The sequence below is a fragment of the Allobosea lathyri genome (genome assembly GCF_900108245.1).
GTDB lineage: Bacteria > Pseudomonadota > Alphaproteobacteria > Rhizobiales > Beijerinckiaceae > Allobosea > Allobosea lathyri.
This window is the reverse complement of sequence record NZ_FNUY01000002.1, coordinates 594,908-614,436: the sequence shown is the minus strand read 5'-3', so window position 1 is coordinate 614,436 and position 19,529 is coordinate 594,908. Positions and strand designations below refer to the sequence as shown.

Annotated in this window: 18 protein-coding genes; 4 read left to right on the top strand and 14 right to left on the bottom strand. The window is 64.9% G+C overall.

Features of this window, described 5'->3' with window-relative positions; genetic code table 11:
- Positions 1-32: 32 nt before the first annotated feature.
- The gene (locus C4S73_RS07235; RefSeq protein ID WP_103871764.1) at positions 33-779 is read right to left on the bottom strand and encodes an IclR family transcriptional regulator; all 747 of its coding nucleotides are present in this window, start codon (positions 777-779) and stop codon (positions 33-35) included.
- 152 nt (positions 780-931) lie between these two features.
- On the opposite strand from C4S73_RS07235, the gene C4S73_RS07230 reads away from it, so the two are divergent.
- Together C4S73_RS07230 and C4S73_RS07225 are read left to right on the top strand one after the other, a co-directional pair.
- On the top strand, positions 932-2,080 hold the full coding sequence (locus C4S73_RS07230; RefSeq protein ID WP_103871763.1) for an NAD(P)/FAD-dependent oxidoreductase: 1,149 nt from the start codon (positions 932-934) through the stop codon (positions 2,078-2,080).
- Positions 2,081-2,103: 23 nt separating this feature from the next.
- Entirely contained in the window at positions 2,104-3,108 is a 1,005-nt protein-coding gene (locus tag C4S73_RS07225; protein ID WP_103871762.1) for a Gfo/Idh/MocA family protein, read from the top strand.
- Positions 3,109-3,441: 333 nt separating this feature from the next.
- Here the strand turns inward: C4S73_RS07225 and C4S73_RS07220 are convergent, their stop codons facing one another.
- Genes C4S73_RS07220 through C4S73_RS07195 form a run of 6 tightly spaced genes read right to left on the bottom strand, consistent with a single transcriptional unit; the run spans position 3,442 to position 10,292 of the window.
- The gene (locus C4S73_RS07220) at positions 3,442-5,229 is read right to left on the bottom strand and encodes an ABC transporter ATP-binding protein (protein ID WP_103871761.1); all 1,788 of its coding nucleotides are present in this window, start codon (positions 5,227-5,229) and stop codon (positions 3,442-3,444) included.
- A complete protein-coding gene (locus tag C4S73_RS07215) occupies positions 5,226-6,131 on the bottom strand; it encodes an ABC transporter permease (protein ID WP_103871760.1) in 906 nt (301 codons plus the stop codon). The genes C4S73_RS07220 and C4S73_RS07215 overlap by 4 nt, the downstream gene beginning before the upstream one ends.
- Positions 6,128-7,069, bottom strand: coding sequence for an ABC transporter permease (locus tag C4S73_RS07210; RefSeq protein WP_103871759.1), 942 nt, complete (start codon positions 7,067-7,069; stop codon positions 6,128-6,130). The genes C4S73_RS07215 and C4S73_RS07210 overlap by 4 nt, the downstream gene beginning before the upstream one ends.
- A gap of 4 nt (positions 7,070-7,073) precedes the next feature.
- Positions 7,074-8,645: an ABC transporter substrate-binding protein gene (locus tag C4S73_RS07205; protein ID WP_200827945.1), complete on the bottom strand. Its 1,572-nt coding sequence runs from the start codon at positions 8,643-8,645 to the stop codon at positions 7,074-7,076.
- A gap of 50 nt (positions 8,646-8,695) precedes the next feature.
- A complete protein-coding gene (locus tag C4S73_RS07200; protein WP_103871758.1) occupies positions 8,696-9,865 on the bottom strand; it encodes an NAD(P)/FAD-dependent oxidoreductase in 1,170 nt (389 codons plus the stop codon).
- Positions 9,866-9,869: 4 nt separating this feature from the next.
- Entirely contained in the window at positions 9,870-10,292 is a 423-nt protein-coding gene (locus C4S73_RS07195; RefSeq protein WP_160115685.1) for a Rid family hydrolase, read from the bottom strand.
- Between the two features lie 384 nt (positions 10,293-10,676).
- Here C4S73_RS07195 and C4S73_RS07190 point away from each other — a divergent pair, with 384 nt between their 5' ends.
- On the top strand, positions 10,677-11,213 hold the full coding sequence (locus C4S73_RS07190; protein WP_146071294.1) for a 2'-5' RNA ligase family protein: 537 nt from the start codon (positions 10,677-10,679) through the stop codon (positions 11,211-11,213).
- A gap of 9 nt (positions 11,214-11,222) precedes the next feature.
- Here C4S73_RS07190 and C4S73_RS07185 read toward each other — a convergent pair whose 3' ends face one another.
- The 7 genes from C4S73_RS07185 to C4S73_RS07155 all read right to left on the bottom strand — a co-directional run bounded on the left by C4S73_RS07185 (position 11,223) and on the right by C4S73_RS07155 (position 19,167).
- On the bottom strand, positions 11,223-12,275 hold the full coding sequence (locus tag C4S73_RS07185) for an LLM class flavin-dependent oxidoreductase (RefSeq protein ID WP_103871755.1): 1,053 nt from the start codon (positions 12,273-12,275) through the stop codon (positions 11,223-11,225).
- 23 nt (positions 12,276-12,298) lie between these two features.
- Entirely contained in the window at positions 12,299-13,219 is a 921-nt protein-coding gene (locus C4S73_RS07180) for an ABC transporter substrate-binding protein (RefSeq protein ID WP_103871886.1), read from the bottom strand.
- Between the two features lie 117 nt (positions 13,220-13,336).
- Positions 13,337-14,272 carry an ABC transporter substrate-binding protein gene (locus C4S73_RS07175; RefSeq protein WP_103871754.1) on the bottom strand — a complete coding sequence of 312 codons (936 nt, stop codon included), beginning with the start codon at positions 14,270-14,272 and terminating at the stop codon, positions 13,337-13,339.
- 29 nt (positions 14,273-14,301) lie between these two features.
- Positions 14,302-16,095 carry an amino acid ABC transporter permease/ATP-binding protein gene (locus C4S73_RS28880; RefSeq protein ID WP_103871753.1) on the bottom strand — a complete coding sequence of 598 codons (1,794 nt, stop codon included), beginning with the start codon at positions 16,093-16,095 and terminating at the stop codon, positions 14,302-14,304.
- A 59-nt stretch (positions 16,096-16,154) separates the two neighbouring features.
- A complete protein-coding gene (locus tag C4S73_RS07165) occupies positions 16,155-16,706 on the bottom strand; it encodes a GNAT family N-acetyltransferase (protein ID WP_103871752.1) in 552 nt (183 codons plus the stop codon).
- Between the two features lie 80 nt (positions 16,707-16,786).
- Entirely contained in the window at positions 16,787-18,139 is a 1,353-nt protein-coding gene (locus C4S73_RS07160) for an LLM class flavin-dependent oxidoreductase (RefSeq protein ID WP_103871751.1), read from the bottom strand.
- 23 nt (positions 18,140-18,162) lie between these two features.
- Complete coding sequence (locus tag C4S73_RS07155; RefSeq protein ID WP_103871750.1) at positions 18,163-19,167, bottom strand: LLM class flavin-dependent oxidoreductase; 1,005 nt, start codon at positions 19,165-19,167, stop codon at positions 18,163-18,165.
- On the opposite strand from C4S73_RS07155, the gene C4S73_RS07150 reads away from it, so the two are divergent.
- Positions 19,166-19,399, top strand: coding sequence for a hypothetical protein (locus tag C4S73_RS07150; protein WP_103871749.1), 234 nt, complete (start codon positions 19,166-19,168; stop codon positions 19,397-19,399). The genes C4S73_RS07155 and C4S73_RS07150 overlap by 2 nt on opposite strands.
- The last annotated feature ends 130 nt before the right edge of the window (positions 19,400-19,529 follow it).

Genomic DNA, 19,529 nt, shown 5'->3' with positions numbered 1-19,529 from the left:
TGGCCGACGGGGAGGTCGAACTCACTCCTGCGTCAGATGCATTTGGCGATCTGGTTTCGGATCAGTTCGGCAATCGCATGCGCACGGTCGGGATCCAGATTGATGGCCGGGATCGCGATCGAGATGGCGGCGGTCGCATCGCTGGGGCTGACGGGAATCGGCACGGCGACACCGCCGGCATCCGAATAGGTCTCGCCGATATCGTAGCTGCAGCCCTGGATGGCCGCTCGCGCGAGCTTGTCGCGGACATGGGCAGCGTCCGCCCCATTATACTGGCCGTAGCGCGGACCATTGTTCCGGATCACCGCCTCGCGCGTCGCGGCGTCGAGCCCGAGCATGATGGCGATGCTCCCCGGGCCGATTCCGAGCGGCACGCGACCGCCGATACCCCCGGTGAGCGTCTGCACGAAAGCGGCGCCTTCATGCATGTCGATGCAGATCGCGTCGAACCCCGCTCGCGCCAGCAGGAAACTCGATTGCCCCGTTTTGGCCGCCACCTCCATCACCGCCGGCCGGAACCGGCGAGCGAGTTCGCTGGTCGAGCTCGATCGATTAGCAAGACCGTAGATCGCCGGGCCGAGTCGGTACTGCCCGCGCTTGCCGGTGGCCTCGACGAAGCCGCGCACCGAAAGCGCCACCAGGGCGCGTCGCGTCGCGGATTTGGCATCGCCGAGCGTTTCCGACAATTGCTGAAGGGAGAGACCAGGAACGCCGGCACGTCCGAGATGGACCATGATTTCGGCCGCCCGTTCAACATTCGTCGAGCTTTCGCTCACCATGAAACCTATCTCCAATCAACGACACATTCCGATAAACGGACTTTAACATCGATTCAATAGCGTTATTCGGAATCCGATTGACGCTTGAGACCTGGATACTTCAATCTGTCGAGGCGGCCACAGGACCGCGCAATGCAGCGGGAGTGTATCGCATGGCGGATGTCGTCGTCATCGGCGCCGGGATCAGTGGCGCGGCCACGGCCTATGAGCTGGCCGTCGCAGGAGCCGATGTCGTCCTGATCGACAGATACGCACCTGCCGCGATGGCATCGGGCTGGACGCTGGCAGGCGTGCGTCAATCCGGCCGCCACATTGCCGAGTGGCCGCTGGCAAAGGCTGCCGTCGCCCGCTGGACTGATCTCGACCAGCGCCTGGGCGCTCCCACGCATTACCGCCGCGGCGGCAATCTGCGCTGCGCGCGCAACGAGGCCGAAGCGGCGACGATCCGCCGCCTGGTCGCGGCTCAACGTGCCGACGGCTTCGATATCTCCCTGATCGAAAGCGCAGAGATCCAGCGCATCGCTCCTCTCGTTTCTCGCGACGTGGTCTGCGGGTCCTTTTGCGCCACTGACGGGCATGCCGACCCGACGGCGACCGTGGCAGCCTATATCGTCGCCGCCGAGCGTCTGGGTGTCGCGACGCGTTTTGGCGAACGCGTGCTGTCGCTCGAAGTCGTCGATGGCGCCATCGCAGGGGTTGTCACCGACAAGGGCCGCATCCCGGCAGGAAGCGTTGTGGTCGCCGCGGGCGTCTTCGGCAACGAATTGCTCGACCCGCTGGGTCTGCATGTGCCGTTCGAGACGATGAGCGCCACGATGATCCGCTCGGTCGCCATCCCGCCGCAATTCGTTCCGGTTGTTGGCGTTGCCAATGGCGACACGACTGCGCGACAGGAGGCGCATGGCCAGATCCGCTTCGGCGGGGGTCATGAAGTCTGGGACGGCGCCATGACCGAGGACCCGCTGCCATCCGTTCGTCCTGCGGCGGCCAGCATCCGCGATCTGCTCACGCGTTTCGTTGGGCTGCTGCCTGCCTTCGCCGATCTCAGGATCGCGGAGACCTGGTGCGGCCTGATCGACCAGACGCCGGATGCGATTCCGGTGATCGAGGCCTTCGATTCACCGCGTGGTCTCGTCGTGGCCATGGGCTTCTCCGGTCACGGCTTTTGCCTGGGCCCTGTCACCGGCCAGATCCTGAGCGCACTTGCCCTTGGGCAGGCTTCGCCATTGCCGATCGAGCCGTTCAGGCTCGCACGCTTTGCCGGGATGTCGCCAAACACGGTCGTCGAATTGCACGGCTGAGAAACAGATTGGGAGGACGAGCGATGGAATCGGTACGTTGGGGCATCCTCAGCACGGCCAGGATCGGCCTGGAGAAGGTCATTCCTGCGATGCAGAAGGGGCGGGCAACGACTGTCGTCGCCCTGGGCTCGCGCGACGGCGTGCGGGGCCGCGAGGCGGCTGCAAAGCTCGGCATCCCCACCGCTTATGACAGCTACGAGTCCCTGCTGGCCGATCCGGCTGTCGAGGCCATCTACAACCCGTTGCCCAACCATCTGCATGTGCCCTGGAGCATCAAGGCCATGGAGGCGGGCAAGCACGTGCTCTGCGAGAAGCCGGTCGCGCTCACGGCCGATGAAGCGCAGCAACTCGTCGATGCCGAGAAGCGCACGGGCAAACGGGTCGCCGAGGCCTTCATGGTCCGCCATCATCCGCAGTGGCTGCGCGCCAGATCACTTGTCGCCGAGGGCAAGATCGGCGAGGCGCGCCTGATCCGGACCATCTTCGCCTATAGCAATGCCGATCCCGCTAATATCCGCAATCAGGCCGAGATCGGCGGCGGCGGCCTCTACGATATCGGCTGCTATGCGATTGCCACAGCGCGCTTCCTGTTCGGTGCCGAGCCGCTGCGCGTCATGGCTTCGGTTCAGCGCGATCCGGTCATGAAGGTCGATCGCCTGACCAGCGGGCTGATCGAATTTCCCGACGGGCGACAGCTCGTCTTTTCCTGCGCGACCCAGCTCACGGCGCGGCAGGAGGTCGAGATTCTCGGCACGAAGGGCAGGGTTCAGGTCAAGGTGCCGTTCAATGCCGACCCGGCCAAGCCCACCGAGATCGTCATCGACGACGCACGCGATCTCTATGCCGGCGGCGCCGTGAGCGAGCGCTTTGACCCTTGCGATCAATACACGCTGCAGGTCGATGCCTTCTCGGAGGCGATCCGGCAGGACAAGCCCTTCGACTACCCCGTCGCGGATGCGGTGAAGAACATGCGCATCATCGACGCATTGCTGCGCTCGGAGACCAGCGGACGCTGGGAGACGCCCTGATTTTAAGGGGCAACAACTTCCTCTACCCTCTCCTCAGCCCTCATCCTGAGGAGCCGCGCCTTTGACGCTCCTCAGAGCCTGGCCGATAATGCTATCCCTGTTTTCAAAGACTTGAACATCAGCGAAAAACGCGCCGTCATCCCGGACGCAGCGAAGCGGAGATCCGGGATCCATTCCGGAACCCCACCGGTAAGCGCTCCGGAATGGATCCCGGGTCTCCCTGCGGTCGCCCGGGATGACGGCGCCTTTCGATGCGAAATGCCAACCGACTGAAATTGCTTACGACATTCTTGGCCAGGCTCTCAGGATGAGGGCTGAGGAGAGGGCACCCGATCACGCCTCCTGCGCCACCAGATGCCCCTCCGTCACCATGCGGAAATGTTGCGGTGGCGGTTCGTAGCCCGGCGGCCGGATCGGGCTTTTCAGCTCGTCGGCCGCACCGACGCCCTCGAAACGTCCGCGCGCTCGGGGATCGGCCACCGGCACCGCAGCGAGCAGGCGGCGGGTATAGGGATGCTGCGGGTTCTCGATCACCGCCGCGCGCGGACCGATCTCGACGATCCGCCCGAGATACATCACGGCGATCCGATGGCTGACCCGCTCGACCACGGCCATGTCGTGGCTGATGAACAGATAGGACAGGCCGAACGCCTCCTGCAGGTCGATCATCAGATCGACGACCTGAGCCTTGATCGAAACATCGAGCGCCGACACGGCCTCATCGGCGATGACGAGCCTGGGGTCGAGCGCCAGAGCGCGCGCGATCGCGATGCGCTGGCGCTGGCCGCCGGAGAATTCATGCGGGAAGCGCGCCATGCGGGATGCATCGAGCCCCACACGCTTGAGCAGCGTCGCGACGCGATCATCGACTTCCGAGCCCGCAGCGATGCCATGGACCCGGATCGGCTCGGCGATCGCCGAGCCGATGGTCTGGCGTGGATCGAGCGAACCGTAGGGGTCCTGGAAAATCATCTGCATGCGACGCCGCGCCAGCCTCAGCACGGCAGGATCGCTGGCGAGCAGGTCGACGCCTTCGAGCGTGACGCGGCCCGATTGCGGCTCGACCAGCCGCAGCAGGCTCTTGCCGGTCGTCGACTTGCCGCAACCGGATTCGCCGACAAGCGCCAGCGTCTCGCCCGCGGCCACCGCAAACGACACATCCTCGACGGCATGGACGGCGCCCGTCTTGCGGCCGAAAAATCCCGCCTTGATCGGGAAGCGCGTGACGAGATTCTCGACTGCCAGCAGCGGTTGACTCCCGGTGGGCTCCGAGACCGGTACGGGTTCGGCGGCATGCGCCTGCGCGAAGCGGCGCGGCGATGTGCTGCCGCGCATATCGCCGAGCCGAGGCACTGCCGCCAGCAACGCCTTGGTGTAGTCGTGGCGGGGGGCCTCGAAGAGGCTGCGCGTCGTGCCGTCCTCGACCAGTTCGCCATGCCGCATGACCGCGACGCGATCGGCGATTTCGGCGACGACGCCCATGTCGTGGGTGATGAACAGGATCGCGGTGCCGCTCTCGCGTTGCAGCTCGGTGAGGAGCTGCAGGATCTGCGCCTGGATCGTCACATCGAGCGCCGTGGTCGGCTCGTCGGCGATCAGCAGTTTCGGCCGGCAGGCCAGCGCCATCGCGATCATCACGCGCTGGCGCATGCCGCCGCTGAGGGTGTGGGGATATTCCGCGAAGCGCCTCTTCGCATCGGGGATGCGGACGCGGTCGAACAGGCGAAGAGCTTCCGTTTCGGCCGCCTTTTGCGACACGTTACCATGGTAGCGCAGCGCTTCAGCGACCTGGAAACCGGTCTTGAGAACCGGGTTGAGGCTCGTCATCGGCTCCTGGAAGATCATGCCGGCGAGCCGCCCGCGTGCCCCGCGCAGGGCGTCGCCGCGCAACGCCAGCATGTCGGTGCCTGAGAGCGAAATCCGCCCCGAGATCGTCGTCGTCTCCGGCAGGAGCCGCATGATCGACAGGGCAGTCACGCTTTTGCCCGAGCCGGATTCGCCGACGAGGGCGACGGTCTCGCCGGCATTCACATCAAAGGAGATGCCCTTGACGGCGTCGAACCGGCCGAACCCGATTTTCAGCCCGTCGACGCGCAGGACCGGAGAGGGCTGATCGTTCACGCTTCGACCTTCAGCTTGGGATCGATGGCGTCACGCAGCCCATCGCCGATCAGGTTGAGCGACAGAACGAGCACGAGGACGGCAAGGCTCGGGAACAGCGCGAGCGAATAGCTGTCGAGGATGTTCTCGAACCCTTCGCGCACCATGCCGCCCCAGGTCGGCGTCGGCGGCGCGATGCCGAGCCCGATGAAGGCGAGCGAGGCCTCGGTGCGCACTGCGGTGGCCATCCAGAGCGACGCCATCACCAGGATGTCGGGCAGGATGTTGGGCAGGACATGCCGGAACATGATGCGCATGTCGGAGAAGCCGAGCGCCCGCTCGGCCTGGACGAATTCGCGCTCGCGCAGCGCAATGACCGGCGCCCGTGCGATCCGCGCGAAAGGTGGAATCGCCGTGAAGGCGATGGCGATGACGATGTTTGTCACTGTCGCGCCGAGCATGGCGACGAGGATCAGGCCAAGGATCAGCGCCGGAAAGGCGAGGACCACATCCATCGCCTGCATCACGACGATGTCGAGCCGCCCGCCGAAATAGCCGGCAAAGAGACCGATCAGCGTGCCGATGACGACGGCCAGCACGATCGAGGTCAATCCGATGACCAGCGAATAGCGCGCGCCGACGAGGAGCCGGGACAGCGTGTCGCGGCCGTAATAATCGGTGCCGAGCCAGTGCTCCATATCGGGCGGTTGCAGGCGCGAGACGATGTCCTGTTCGATCGGATCGAACGGGACGATCAGCGGCGCGAGCAGCGCAAGCAGCACGATGGTCCCGAAGAACGCCGTCCCGATCCATGTCGTGAGATTGCTGGCGAAGGCGCGGCGCAGCGCCTGGCCCGACAGCCGCAACAATGAGGTGAGCTCGGAGGGCCGTTGCGGGATGGCAGCGCCTGTGTCTTCGCTCATTTGAACTGTACCCGCGGATCGACGAGGCCGTAGACGAGGTCGGTGGCGAGGTTCACCAGCACGACGATCAGCGTGTAGATCACCATCATGCCCTGCAGCATCGTATAGTCGCGCTGCGCGAGCGCGCCGACGATGAGCTTGCCGAGGCCAGGCCGGTTGAAGACGATCTCGGTCAGCACCGAATTGCCGATGAGGATGCCGAGATAGAGCCCGATCACCGTCACGACGGGAATGAGGCAGTTGCGTAAAGCATGGCGCCAGACGACGACGCGCGCCGGAACGCCCTTGGCGCGGGCGGTGCGGACATAGTCCTGGCTCAGCACCTCGAGCATGGCCGAGCGCGTCACGCGGGTCACGTAGGCCGCCATGATCAGCGCGAGGTTGGTGGCCGGCAGCGCAAGCTCGCGCAGGCGCCCGGTGAATGTCGTCGCCTGGCCGCCGCTGATCACCGGAAACCAGCTCAGCGCGATCGCGAAGACCAGGAGAAGCACGATGCCGGAGACGAAGGCCGGCGCCGACAGTCCGACGAGCGACACGATGCGCGTGACATAGTCGGGGATGCGGTTGCGGTTGACGGCGGCCCAGACGCCCGCCGGCACACCGATCGCGATGCCCAGGACCAGCGCGACCGCAGTCAGTTCGAGCGTGTGGGGCAGGACGTTCAGCACCTCCTGCATCACCGGACGCCGCGTGACCATGGACGTGCCCCAGTCGCCGCCGAGCGCGCCGAGGATGAAGCGCGCATATTGCGTGGTCACCGGCAGGTCGAGCCCGAGCCTCGTGCGCAGCGCGGCGATCGTTGCCGCGCTCGCCTGGTCGCCGAGGATGACCATGGCGGGGTCGCCCGGCAAAATCCGGACGACGAAGAACACCAGCGTCAGGACGGCAAACAGCGTGACGACCGCAAAACCCAGGCGCCGGAAGACGAAACCCGCCATTGGCTCAGTTGGCCAGTCGAGTGGTCTCGTCGATGGGCGGCGAAAGGCCGAGCGAACCGACGACCTTGTAGCCGAAGGTGAGCTTGTTCTTCCATGCCCAGGGCTGGCCCATCTCATACATCGGCACGGCGCAGACCGCGTCGACGATCTTCTTCTGCGCGGTAGCCCAGAGCGCCTTCTGCTTCTCGATGTCGGGCTCCGTGCGTGCGGCCTTGATCTCGGCATCGGCGGCATCGCAATGGGCGAAGTTCGTCACTGCCGTCGGCTTGCCGATGCTGCTGGCGGAATCGAAGAACTGCGTCAGGAACGTATCGGCCACGGGGAAGCGCGCCGCGCCGTAATAGACGACCTGCGACAGGTCCTGCCGGATCTGGGCATGGAAGGTCGGGTGGTCGACGAGCGCAAGGTCCAGATTGATGCCCGAGGCCTTCAACTGCGACTGCACCACCTGCATCGTCGTCAGCATCGCCGGCAGCGTGGTCTGGATCGACTTGATGTTCAGGCCGTTGGCAAAGCCCGCCTCTGCCAGAAGCCGCTTGGCCTCTGCGGGGTTGTATTGCGGCAGCGGCACCGGGACATGGCCGAGATAGCCGTTGGGCACCACAGAATCGGCGGCCTTGGACAGCATCGTTCCGCGGAACTTGACCAGCGCATCGCGGCTGACGGCATGGGCGATCGCCTGGCGCACGCGGATGTCGTCCAGCGGCTTCTGCGAGGTGTTGAGATAGATGCTGTGGATCTCGGTGGGGCCGATGACGTCGACGGTCGTCTCCGGCAGCTGGCTCATCCGCTTGATCCAGCTATCCTCGAACTTGCCGTTCACCAGATCGATCTCGCCCGACTGGAAAGCGAGGTCGCGACTTGAATCCGAGGCCATGTAGCGGAAGAGGATTTCCTTGATCTGCGGCGCGCCACGGAAGTATTTCGCGTTGGCCCGGAGCTTCACATATTGCTGCGGCTGGTACTCGACGACCTGGAACGGGCCGGTTCCGATCGGCGTCCGGGCGAACTCGTCACCGAGCTTCTCGACCGCCTTGCGGCAGACGATGTTGCCGCCATGATAGGGAACGAGCAATCCCAGCAGGCTCGGGACCGGCTCCTTCAGCGTGATCTTGACCGTCTTGGCGTCAGGCGCCTCGATCGACTGGAGCGCCTGATAATCCGCAAAGAAGCTCGAGGTTTCCTTGGCGGAGGCGCGCTTGAGCGAGAAGACGACGTCCTCGGCGGTCAGCGCGCCATAATCGCCCTGACACTGCACATTGTCGCGCAGCTTGAAGGTCCACTCCTTCTTGTCCGGTGTCGAGGTCCAGCTTTCTGCGATATCGGGCTCGATCAGCTCCGGGTTGATCTGCCCCGGCTTGATGCGCACGAGGCCGTTGAACACCCAGTTCACGACGTTCACATCGAGTGTCGCCGTGGCGCGATAAGGATCCAGGCTCGCCATGTCGTTGCCGGGTACCGCGACACGCAACGTTTGCGCCTGGGCGCCAGCTGCGAGCAGGAAGCCGAAAGCAGTTGTGGCGAGTGCCGTCGTGGCAAGTGCGGTCGACTTGAGAGTTCTTGTCCTGAAAGCCATGCCATTCCCCTGTTATTGTTGAAGGCGAAGCGTCGTGGTCGATACGCGTCCTATCCGTGCAGCGTCGCGGGCTCCGGCATGTTGCGCAGCGCCGAGAAGCGGCGAATGCCGAACGGCTCGATCGGCATGCGCGACGGCCGGCCTTGGACCAGATCGCAGATGATCCTGCCCGTGATCGGGCCGAGGCAAAAGCCGTGCCCCGAAAAGCCCATCGCCACGACGAGGCCCTCGGTCTCCAGCGTGTTGTCTAGCACCGGCAGCGCGTCGGGCGTCATGTCGAGCAAGCCCGCCCAGAACTCCTCGACCTGCGCGCCGGCAAAGGCGGGCACCACCTCGCCAAACAGCTTGACGACCTCGGCCATGCTCTGGCCGGTCGGCAGGACTTTTGGCCGGATCCCGGCCTCCGTCTCGCTCTCCTTCATTACCCCGTGCCAATCCTGCAGGCCGCTGGTGACGCGAAAACGCCCGTTATACTCTTGCCGCCCGGCGCAATCGGCATTGGCGACGCCGATGACCTGCCGCAGCGTGGCGTCGATGGGCGTCGAGCGCAGAACGGTGACCATCGGCACCTGCAGCGGCACCTCGTAGCCGAGCGGCGTCAGCAGCTCGTTGCCGAAGATGCCGGCGGCGATGACGACCCTGGCCGCGGGAATCGTGCCCTTGTCGGTGACGACGCCGCTGACCCGGCCACCGCTGGTCTCGATGCGCAGCACGCGCTCGCCGAACCGTGTGGTGACGCCCAGCCGCTTGGCCGCCTCGACGAAGGCCGTCACGGTCGAAGCAGGGTCGGCGCTGCCATCGGTGGGGCAGTGGGACGCGACCATCACGCGCTCGGAAATGGCCGGCGCCAGCGCCCGGATCTCGGCATTGCTGGAGAGCAGCGTCAGGTCGAGACCCGCCGCGTTCTGCTCTCTCACCAGCGTCTCGATCACGGGAATCTCGTGCTCGGTCCGCGCAAGCCGCAGATTGCCGCCGCGCTGGTAATGTGTCGGTCCGTCGAGTTCCTCGGCGAGCGTGTTCCAGATTTCAACGGCGGCCTTGGCCAGCGGCAGCTCCGACGGATGGCGGCCCGATTGGCGCACGCCTGCCAGCGTCCAGCCAGAGGCCATGGCGGCCGGCCCGAACCGGTCGACCAGAACGACGTCGAGGCCCTCCTTGGCCAGCTCATAGGCGCTGGCCGCGCCGCTGATGCCCGCTCCGATGATGACGACGTCGGCCATGGGCTCAGACTTTGACGGAAGTGACGATGTCGGGCGTTGCGGGATCGCGCTTATAGGCGACCAGTGCGAGTTCGACCTTCATCTCGGCATGCGGGAGCGGACCGATATGGATCGTATGGGCGGGATCGCTGCCGCGAATGCGGTCGGCGATGGTCGCCAGCACCGCACCCAGATCGTCAGGATGCCCGACGCAGACCGTGAACCTCACAGTGTCCTGCAAGGTCGCTCCGACCGCACGAAGCGCGCCCTCCAGATTGTTGAGCGCCTGGGTCGCCTGCGCTGCGACATCCTCCGGCATTTCGCGGGTCTGATAATTCCGCCCGGCCGTGTTCGACGAGTAAATCCAGTTCTCGACCTTCACGAGCCGCGAGAAGCAGTACAGCTCCTCGAATTTGCTCCCGCTTTTCACTCTCTCGACGACAGCCACGGACACCCCCTCTGTTGTCAGCATGAAAAGCCGCGGCGGAGGTGGTGTCAATACTCGACCGGTAATCGGCGCTGGTTTCAGAGTAGATACCGAATATCGGAATAAACTGACATGCTTTCGGGAGCGGACTTTCCGAGCCAGGGCGCTTTCTGGCAGTGAGTGAAGGTTCGAGCCAACGTGCCGGCTGGCGCTCTTCGCTGTTGAGAGTGTTCTTGCTATGTTCTATATAGACGTATGCAGCTTACGTTCCAGTTCGATGCACAGGAGGGAGCTCCGCTGGCAGGCGTGGTCTTGCCGAAGGCTCGGCCGCCCTTCAGCCATAGAGGCCGTTCCGATGCTCCGGCCGGCGCTGGGAATCGTGTCGATCGCTATTTCTTCGCCGTATTGCCGGACGAGGAGAGTGCCATCCGGATTCAGGAAGTCGCCAGCCGACTTTGCCTGGACCTTCACCTGAACGGGCGATTGATCGCCCCTGAGCGCTATCATGTCTCGCTTCTCGGCATCGCCCTTGAAGGCTGCGAGCCATCCGCGGGTCCGTCAGTCGAGCTCGTCAAGACAATGGTTCAGGCGGCGGACACGATATCGGCTGGAGGCTTCGCGGTAAGCTTCGATCAAGTCATGAGCTTTTCGCCCAAGGCCGGGATGTACCCCTTGGTGTTGTCGTCGAGCGACGAGATGCCAGCGCTGAGCGCGCTTCATGACGGTCTGCGCCGCGCGATGCTTGCCAGGGGTTTTCAAGGACGCTGTACATTCACGCCCCATCTCACCGTGCTTTACGACAGGCGCATCGTAGCGGCGACCGGGCTGCACCCCATCCGCTGGACGGTGAATGACTTCGTCCTGATCCATAGTTTCAGCGGCCAGACACGTTACGAACAGCTCGGGCGCTGGCCGCTGAACCGGACCCCGAGCGCTGTTTGACTGCGCAATTCAGGCGGTCAGCCGTAGATTAGCTTCGATGACAGGACGTGCTCGCCATCCCAACTCCGGCGCGATCAGCCGAATGAAATCTCCGATGATCTGCTGATAGTCCTCGGCTTCGAATTGGTAGGGCAGCTCCAGACGCAACTCCTGCACCCGCCCAAGGACCGGGTCCCGGGTCAGTTTCTCAAGGATCTGCTCGGCTGTGCCGACGATGTCCGGGCAGAACAGGGTTCGCCGCTCGCCTTGCGGCGCCAGCGTGCGCTCAGTGCGGCTGGCGGCATAGTCGAGATAGCGCCGGCGGGTTTGAGCGTCGGCGCTGTCGAGCGGGACGATGACGCGCCCGACTGCGATGCGCGGCTCATGCGAACCGGCAAAGCTCTCGCGATAGGCGTCGAGATGGCGCAGTTGCGCGGTCAGGAAATCATCCGTGCCTTCGCCCGTATTGATGTTGCCGATCAGCAGGTTGAGGCCGGCGCTGCCGGCCCAGCGCGCCGAGCGCAGTGAGCCGCCGCCATACCAGAGGCGTTCGCGCAAACGCGGCGCATAGGGCTGGAGGCGCGGCCGCAGACGCCCGGCCGCCGAGGTGATGACTGTATCGGCGCTCCCCAGATAGGCGCCGTCGAGATTGGCGGCCAGCCGCGCGACGCGCTCGTGGGAATAGTCGATGCCGCTCCCGTCGCCGTCGAGGAAGCGTTGTCCGAGCAGGCTGGCATGAGGCGGCGGTCCGGCGCTGATGCCGACATTGAGCCGCCCGCCCGCGAGCACGTCGACCAGCGAAAGGTCCTCCGCCAGCCGGAACGGATTTTCATAGCCGATCTGGATGACGGCCGTGCCGAGTTCGATCCGTTGCGTGCGCTGTGTCGCCGCTGCGAGGAAGACGCTTGCCGAGGATATGCCGGGTTCGAGATGGCGCTGGCGCACCCAGGCGCTGTCGAAACCGAGTTGTTCGCCGAGCGCGAAGAGCTGAAGCGTGTCTTCGAGCCCCTTGAGGGGATCGTTCTCGGCATAATTGCCGGGTGTCAGGAAGCCGACATGGCCGATGGCGAGCGGGGAGGTCATCTGAGCGATCCTGGCCCTGTCGCTTACAGCCTGGGCAGGCCGGGCGGATTCGTCTCGGATAGCGCGACGGCCTCCGCCTCGATGCCCCAGCGCGCGAGCGACTGGCGATATTTGCCGTTCCCGATCAGCGTGTTGGTGGCGAGCGTCAGCGCGTCGACCAGCCCGTTGCCTTTCTTCGTGGTGATGGCGACGTCGGATTTCAGCGGCCAGCCGGCGCTGAGCGTGCCGACCTTCTTCAGGTTCTGGTCGCGCGCGGCGAAGAAGACGAGCTGAGCATGCGGCTGCACGATCACATCGGCGCGGCCCGAAGCGAGAGCCAGCAGGCGCGAGGCCTCGTCGTCGAAATAATGCAGCTCCAGCGGCTTGAGCCCGGCGGCGACGTTCTGCTTGTTCCATTCCAGCAGGATGCGCTCCTGATTGGTCCCGGGGCCGAGGATGATGCGCAGGCCGGCGGCATCCGCGGGCTCCTTGATCGCCGCGATCTTGCTGTCTGTTCTCACGAAGAAGCCGTGCAGCCCGAGCCGATAGGTGGAGAAGTCGAACTTCTCCTTGCGCTGCTCGGTGACGCCGACATTGGAAATGACCGCATCGTATTTGCCGGAGGTCAATCCGAGCGGCCAGTCCGCCCAGGCGATCGCGACGAGATTGAGCTTCAGCCCCAGGCTGTCGGCGATGAGCTGCGCGAAATCCGGATCGGCGCCGACCACGGTCCTGGTATCGGTCGCATAGGCCCCGAGCGGCGGGCCGCCAGGGCTGATCCCGACAGTCAGCACGCCGGGCTCGGCGAATTTGAAGCTCTGCGGGATCGCCTTGATGGCGTCGGGGTTCGTCCCGGCCCTGATCCGGCCGGGCTGTTCCGGGCTGAAATCGAACTTGTCCTGCGCGCGCAGCGCGGCCGGAACGAGGCCGGCCGCCACCGAGGCGCCGAGAATGAACGACAGCATTGCGCGCCGCAGGATCATGATTGTCTCCGTCTTTTGAAAATCTACGTGCTGGCAGCCGCGCTGGTCGGGCCGACCCACGCCGCTCCCTGTCGGAGGCGGCGGCGTTGAGCGATGAAGCTAGCTTTTGGGCAGGCCGGCCGGATTGGTGGCGGATTTTTCGATCGCCTCGGGCGCGAGATTCCAACGCGTGAGCGCTTTGGCATAGTTGCCGTTGCCGATCTGGGTGTTGATGGCCTGGGTGATCGCCTCGGCCAGGCCGTTGCCCTTGCGGGTCGTCACCGCGATTTCCGCGAGAAGCGGCCAGCCGCCGCTGAAATTGCCGGCGAGCCTTGTCTTGGCTTCGCGCGCCGCCCTGAAGCCGAGCAGGGCATTGGGTCCCAGATAGGCGTCGGCGCGTCCCGATTCGAGCGCGAGATACAGCACGACGTCGTCGTCGTGATACTGCAACTCGACGGGCTTCAGGCCATCCTTGATGTTCTGCTCGTTCCAGCGCAGCAGGATCTGTTCCTGGTTGGTGCCGGAGCTGACGATGACCTTGAGGCCGGCAACGTCCTTCGGCTCCTTGATGCTGATCGGATTGCTGGCTTTCACGTAGAAGCCGAGCAGGTCCTTGCGATAGGTCGAGAAGTCGAACTTCTCCTTGCGCGCCTCGGTGACCGTGACGTTGGACACGACGGCATCGTATTTTCCCGAGGCAACGCCCAGCGGCCAGTCGGCCCAGGCGACACTGACGATCTCGAGCTTCCGGCCGAGGCTGTCGGCGACGAGCTGCGCGATATCGGGTTCGGAGCCGACGAGCGTCCTGGTGTCCGTGCCATAGGCGCCGAAGGGCAGGCGGGTCGAGGCGATCGCGACGGTGAAGACGCCGTCCTTCGCGAATTTGGCGTCCTTCCCGATCAGCTTGATCGCCTCCTCGTTCTTCTCGGCGCGTGGCCGGCCGGGCTGCTCGGGGCTGAGATCGAAGACCTGCTGCGCCGATACGCTGCTGGAGAGGGTGGCGGCGGCGATCAGGGCACCGAGCAGGAGCGGGGCGAGTCTGGTTGCGGCAATCATGGGCAGGATGTCCTTGGGCGTGAGGAGGATCAGAGAACTTTGGCGAGGAATTCGCGCGTGCGCGGGTGTTCGGGGGCGTTGAAGACCGCTTCGGGCGCGCCGGTCTCGAGGATGCGGCCCTGCTCCATGAAGACGACGCGGTCGGCGACCTCGCGCGCGAAGCCGATCTCGTGGGTGACGATGATCAGCGTGGTGCCGGAGCGGGCGAGCTCCTTGATCACGTCGAGCACTTCGCCGACCAGTTCAGGGTCGAGCGCCGAGGTCGGCTCATCGAAGAGCAGGACCTTGGGCCGCAATGCCAGCGCCCGTGCGATGGCGACGCGCTGCTGCTGGCCACCCGACAGCTGGCGCGGATAGACATCGGCCTTTTCGCTGAGACCCACGCGGGCGAGCAGTTCGCGGGCCCGGGCGGCTGCCTCTTCACGGCTCGCACCGCGCACCACGATCGGGGCCTCGATGACGTTTTCGAGCGCGGTCAGATGCGGGAACAGGTTGAAGTTCTGGAACACCATGCCGACATCGACCCGGCGCTTCAGGATGTCCTTCTCCTTCAGCTCGTAGAGCGTGTCGCCGTCCTGGCGGTAGCCGATCAGCTCGCCATCGATAGCGACGAAGCCGTCATCGACGCGCTCCAGATGGTTGATCGAGCGCAGCAGCGTCGACTTGCCCGATCCCGACTGGCCGAGAATGACCGTGACGCTGCCGGGTGGGACGGTCAGGCTGACATCGTCGAGCACCTTGAGCGGTCCGAAGCTCTTGCTCACGCCCTGAATCCGGACTTCGCCGCCACCACGGGTGAGCGAGGTCCAGTTGGTCACAGCCGGGTCGGCGCGGGCAGGCTCGGCGACCGGGCGCACTGTGGTGGTGGTGGTCGTCGGCGTGCGGCGCAGGCGGACCAGCGCGGTCCCGATCAGCGAAGGCGGCGGATTGCGCAGCGCGCCCTTCGAGTAATAGCGCTCGATATGATGCTGGATGAAGGACAGTACACTGAGAATGACGAGGTACCAGACCGTCGCAACCATCAGCAGCGGAATGACTTCAAGGTTCCGGCGATAGATGATCTGGATCGTATAGAAGAGTTCCGGCAGGGCGAGGATGTAGACCATCGACGTGCCCTTGGCCAAACCGATGATCTCGTTGAAGCCGGTGGGCAGGATGGTGCGCATCGCCTGCGGCAGCACGATCCGGGATGCCTGGCGCGAGCGCGGCAGACCGAGCGCGGCAGCCGCCTCGAGCTGGCCCTGGTCGACCGACAGGATGCCGCCGCGAATGATCTCGGAGCAGAAGGCTGCCTGATTGAGCGTCAGCCCGAGAACCGCCGCCGCAAATGGCGTCAGCAGCTGCGTGGTCTGGTAGCTGAAGAAGGAGATGTCGGTGAAAGGCACGCCGAGCGTGATCGTCTCGTAGAGATAGCCGAGATTATTCAACACCAGCAGCAGCACGATCAGCGGGATCGAGCGGAACAGCCAGACATACGCCCAGGACAGCGAGGCCAGCAGCGGCGAGCCTGACACCCGCGCCAGCGCCAGCGCCGTACCGAGCAGGAAGCCGAAGGTCGCGCCCAGCAGCGTCAGCAGCAGGGTTCGGCCCAGTCCCGCGATCACGGGCTCGGCGAAGAACCATTCGGCGAAGACATCCCAGCCCCAGCGTGGATTGGAGAAGACCGAGTTCAGGATCGCGAAGATCACGATGACGGCGAAGACGGTGCCGACCGTGCGTGCCGGATATGTCGCCGGCACGACGCGAAAATGCCTAAAATCGCGCTTGCGTTCGGTTTGCAGGGCGCTGGCGCCAACTGCGTCGAAATTGCCGGTCAGGGCCATGTTGCTCACGTTTCGCTGGGGGGACGGCGCGCAATCGTCGCGCCCGGAACCGCGCCTGATCAGGCTGCGCTGGAAGAGGCCTGCGGCGGATGCGGCGTATGGGCGGCGGCGTTGAAGGGCCGGCCCGCCGCGGCGGCCAGATCCTTCTCGAAGGCCAGCTTCTTGTGGATCTCGGGATCGACCGTCGTGTCGAAGAGCGGCGTGTAGCCGGTGCGCAGATAGAGCGCGCTCGCCTCCGGCTGGCGGAATCCGGTGGTCAGATAGATCCTGGCGTAGCCCTGGCGGAGCGCCTGGGCTTCCAGCTCGTCGACGATCTTGCGCGCAAGGCCCTGGCGGCGGAAATCGGCATGCGTCCAGATGCGCTTCAACTCGGCGGTACGCTCGTCATAGCGCTTGAAGGCGCCTCCCGCGATGGTGCGTCCATCGCGGACCAGCAGCACGAAATTGCCGTGCGGCGGAGCAAACAGCTCGGCCGGATAGCGGCTCATCTCGGCTCCCGGCGGTTCGCCGAAATAGCTGCCGTAGCGCGTCGCATATTCCCAGGTCAGCGCCTCGACGAGAGGCTGGGAGCGGACATCCAGCGGCGTGGTGTAGATGAAGCTGTCGGACATGGTGGTTACCTTTCCGGTCGTTCAGGCGAGGAATGTCTGAGCAAGGCGCGCCCAATAGGTTGCGGCTGTGTGGATCGTCATCAGCCCGCGGTCTTTCTGAGAGCCTGAACGCTGCTGCCGTCACCCTGGGCGTAACGGCTTTCGCGGCGGGGCAGGCCGAGATGGTCGCGCAGCGTGGTGCCCGGCAATGTCCGGTCATGGACGCCGCGCTCCTCGAGGATCGGGAGGACGAGCCGCAGGAAGTCGTCGAAGCCTTCAGCGATGACGGGGAAGCCGAGGATGAAGCCGTCGGCGGCCTGTCGCTCCACACGGGCGATCAACTGGTCGGCGATGACATCGGCCGCGCCGATGAAGTCGGTGCGCGGCGTCGCTGCCTCCAACGCGACCTCGCGCAGGCTCAAGCCCTTCAGCGCAGCGTTGCGCTTGATGCGGTCGGTGGTCGAGCGGAAGCTGTTCTTGCCGATTTCGCCGAGATCGGGGAACGGCTGGTCGAGCGGATAGGCGCTGAAATCGTGATGATCGAAATAGCGGCCGAGATAAAGCAGGGCCTCGTTGATCGAGACGAGCTCGCGGATCGCCCGATATTTCTCCTCGGCTTCCGCTGCAGTCTTGCCGACGATCGGTCCGACACCGGGGAAGATCTTGATGTCGTCCGCGCTGCGGCCATGGGCGATCGCGCTGTTCTTGATGTTGCGGTAGAAGGCCTGCGCTTCTTCGAGCGCGACATTGTTGCTGAACACGGCGTCGGCATGCTTGCCGGCAAGGCCGATGCCGGCCTCCGACGCGCCGGCCTGGAAAACGACCGGCTGTCCCTGCGCCGAGCGTGCAATGTTGAGCGGGCCTTCGACGGAGAAGAAGCGACCCTTGTGAGAAAGCGTATGGAGCTTCTCTTTGTCGAAGAAGACGCCCCTTTCGCGGTCCCGCACGAAGGCGTCGTCGTCCCAGGAATCCCAGAGCCCCTTGATCACGTCGAGATACTCGGTCGCGATCTCGTAGCGCAGGGCGTGTTCTGGATGGGGACGGCTGTAGTTTCGGCCCGAACCTTCCAGCGGCGAGGTCACGGCATTCCAGCCTGCGCGCCCGCCGCTGATCAGGTCGAGCGAGCCGAACTGCCGCGCGATCGTGAACGGGTCGCTATAGGAGGTCGAAACCGTGCCGACGAGACCCAGCTTGCTCGTCGTCGCAGCCAGCGCCGAGAGGATCGAGATCGGCTCGAAGCGATTGAGGAAATGCGGGATCGACCTGTCGTTGATGTAGAGCCCGTCCGCGACGAAGGCGAAGGCGATGCCGTTCTCCTCGGCCTTGCGTGCCGTGCGCTGGAAGAACTCGAGATTGACGCTGGCGTCGGGCGGGCTGCTTGGATGGCGCCATGAATTCATGTGGCCGCCGGGGCCTTGAAGCATGATGCCGAAGGTGATGCGTTTGCCGCTCATGGCGAGGCTCTCCGCTGCTGGGTTCAGGCGTCGACGGCGAGGATTTCGTCGGCGAGCAATGCGATCGAGGCGAGCCGTTCGGATTTGGCTGCGACGGGCGTGTCGAGGATGAATTCGCGGACGCCGAAGCGTCGGTGCAGCGCATCGAGTTCGCGGCGTATATGCGCGGCCGTGCCGGCCAGAATGCTCGGCCGGCGGATTTCCGTGCGGTAGCTGTCTGCGCCCGATTGGCGGGCGAATTCGATCGCCTGCTCCTCGCTGCCGAGATTAACGCTCTGCCCGCTGCTCAGATGCAGCCGCACGATCTTGACGCCGGAAACCAGCCGCTCGGCTTCGTCCTGCGTCTCGGCTGCAAGGACGGCGAGCGCGAGCAGCAGTTCACCCTTGCCTCCGGCTCCGGCATAGGCGTCGAAGCTGCGTTCGATTGCCTCCGGGTCGCCATTGAGTTGTCCCGCGAAGACGAAGCTCCAGCCATGCTCGGCGGCGAGTCGCGCGCTGTCGGGACTGGCGCCGAGCAGGAAGCGCTCAGGCGGCGTCGGCGGAATGGGGGCTGCAAGCGCGCCGGACAAGGGGTGGTCGGCATCGATGCGCCGGTCGAGAAAGCCGTTGAGCTGGCGCAACTGCTCGGCAAGCTCGGTTTTGTTGTCCGGGCCGTGATGCCATTGCAGTGCTTTGGTCGAGAGCGGCAGACCGCCCGGCGCCTTGCCAATGCCGAGATCGACGCGGCCGGGCGCAAGTGCAGCGAGGAGATTGAAACTCTCCGCGACCTTGTAGGGGCTGTAGTGCTGCAGCAGCACGCCGCCCGAACCGACGCGGATCCGCGAGGTATTGGCCAGAATGTAGGAGACGAGGATTTCCGGGGCGGAGCTGGCGAGCCCAATCATGCCGTGATGTTCGGCGAGCCAGAAGCGATGAAAGCCCCAGCGCTCGGCCTTCTGAGCCAATGCAACGGTGCGCGAGAGCGCGCTGCTGGCGCTTTCCCCATCGAGGATGGGGCTCTTGTCGAGCAGGCTGAGACGATAGGCCATGGCGAATTTCACAGATGCGCGTCTGGCGGAACCGACGAGCGCCGGCACCTCCATGATGCTGTGTTGGGGGATGGGCGCGCGGCGCCTGCCGCGTCAGCCTCGCGGGGCTGATGCGATCAACATCGGGCTGAGCATCGGTCCGAAAAGTGGAACGCGGTTTTCGGGACAAGCCGATGCGAAATCAAAGGCCTACAGTATCGGATCGAATATGATATTCGGTCCGATACTGTAGTTCTAATCGACGAGTGTATTGTCGCGGCGACTATTGAGCCCGCAAAACGGAAGGTCATGAATCGGTCTCCAGCGATCGGGAGCCCACGAATTCATCGTGGTGCTTTTAGCATTGATGACGCGGTGCAAGC

What these genes read in the sequence shown, in the direction of transcription:
- C4S73_RS07235 (WP_103871764.1), bottom strand. Translation starts at nt 779, where the DNA reads ATGGTGAGCGAAAGCTCGACGAATGTTGAACGGGCGGCCGAAATCATG.
- C4S73_RS07230 (WP_103871763.1), top strand. Translation starts at nt 932, where the DNA reads ATGGCGGATGTCGTCGTCATCGGCGCCGGGATCAGTGGCGCGGCCACG.
- C4S73_RS07225 (WP_103871762.1), top strand. Translation starts at nt 2,104, where the DNA reads ATGGAATCGGTACGTTGGGGCATCCTCAGCACGGCCAGGATCGGCCTG.
- C4S73_RS07215 (WP_103871760.1), bottom strand. Translation starts at nt 6,131, where the DNA reads ATGAGCGAAGACACAGGCGCTGCCATCCCGCAACGGCCCTCCGAGCTC.
- C4S73_RS07210 (WP_103871759.1), bottom strand. Translation starts at nt 7,069, where the DNA reads ATGGCGGGTTTCGTCTTCCGGCGCCTGGGTTTTGCGGTCGTCACGCTG.
- C4S73_RS07205 (WP_200827945.1), bottom strand. Translation starts at nt 8,645, where the DNA reads ATGGCTTTCAGGACAAGAACTCTCAAGTCGACCGCACTTGCCACGACG.
- C4S73_RS07200 (WP_103871758.1), bottom strand. Translation starts at nt 9,865, where the DNA reads ATGGCCGACGTCGTCATCATCGGAGCGGGCATCAGCGGCGCGGCCAGC.
- C4S73_RS07185 (WP_103871755.1), bottom strand. Translation starts at nt 12,275, where the DNA reads ATGACCTCCCCGCTCGCCATCGGCCATGTCGGCTTCCTGACACCCGGC.
- C4S73_RS07180 (WP_103871886.1), bottom strand. Translation starts at nt 13,219, where the DNA reads ATGCTGTCGTTCATTCTCGGCGCCTCGGTGGCGGCCGGCCTCGTTCCG.
- C4S73_RS07175 (WP_103871754.1), bottom strand. Translation starts at nt 14,272, where the DNA reads ATGATTGCCGCAACCAGACTCGCCCCGCTCCTGCTCGGTGCCCTGATC.
- C4S73_RS28880 (WP_103871753.1), bottom strand. Translation starts at nt 16,095, where the DNA reads ATGGCCCTGACCGGCAATTTCGACGCAGTTGGCGCCAGCGCCCTGCAA.
- C4S73_RS07165 (WP_103871752.1), bottom strand. Translation starts at nt 16,706, where the DNA reads ATGTCCGACAGCTTCATCTACACCACGCCGCTGGATGTCCGCTCCCAG.
- C4S73_RS07160 (WP_103871751.1), bottom strand. Translation starts at nt 18,139, where the DNA reads ATGAGCGGCAAACGCATCACCTTCGGCATCATGCTTCAAGGCCCCGGC.
- C4S73_RS07150 (WP_103871749.1), top strand. Translation starts at nt 19,166, where the DNA reads ATGGCGAATTTCACAGATGCGCGTCTGGCGGAACCGACGAGCGCCGGC.
- C4S73_RS07155 (WP_103871750.1), bottom strand. Translation starts at nt 19,167, where the DNA reads ATGGCCTATCGTCTCAGCCTGCTCGACAAGAGCCCCATCCTCGATGGG.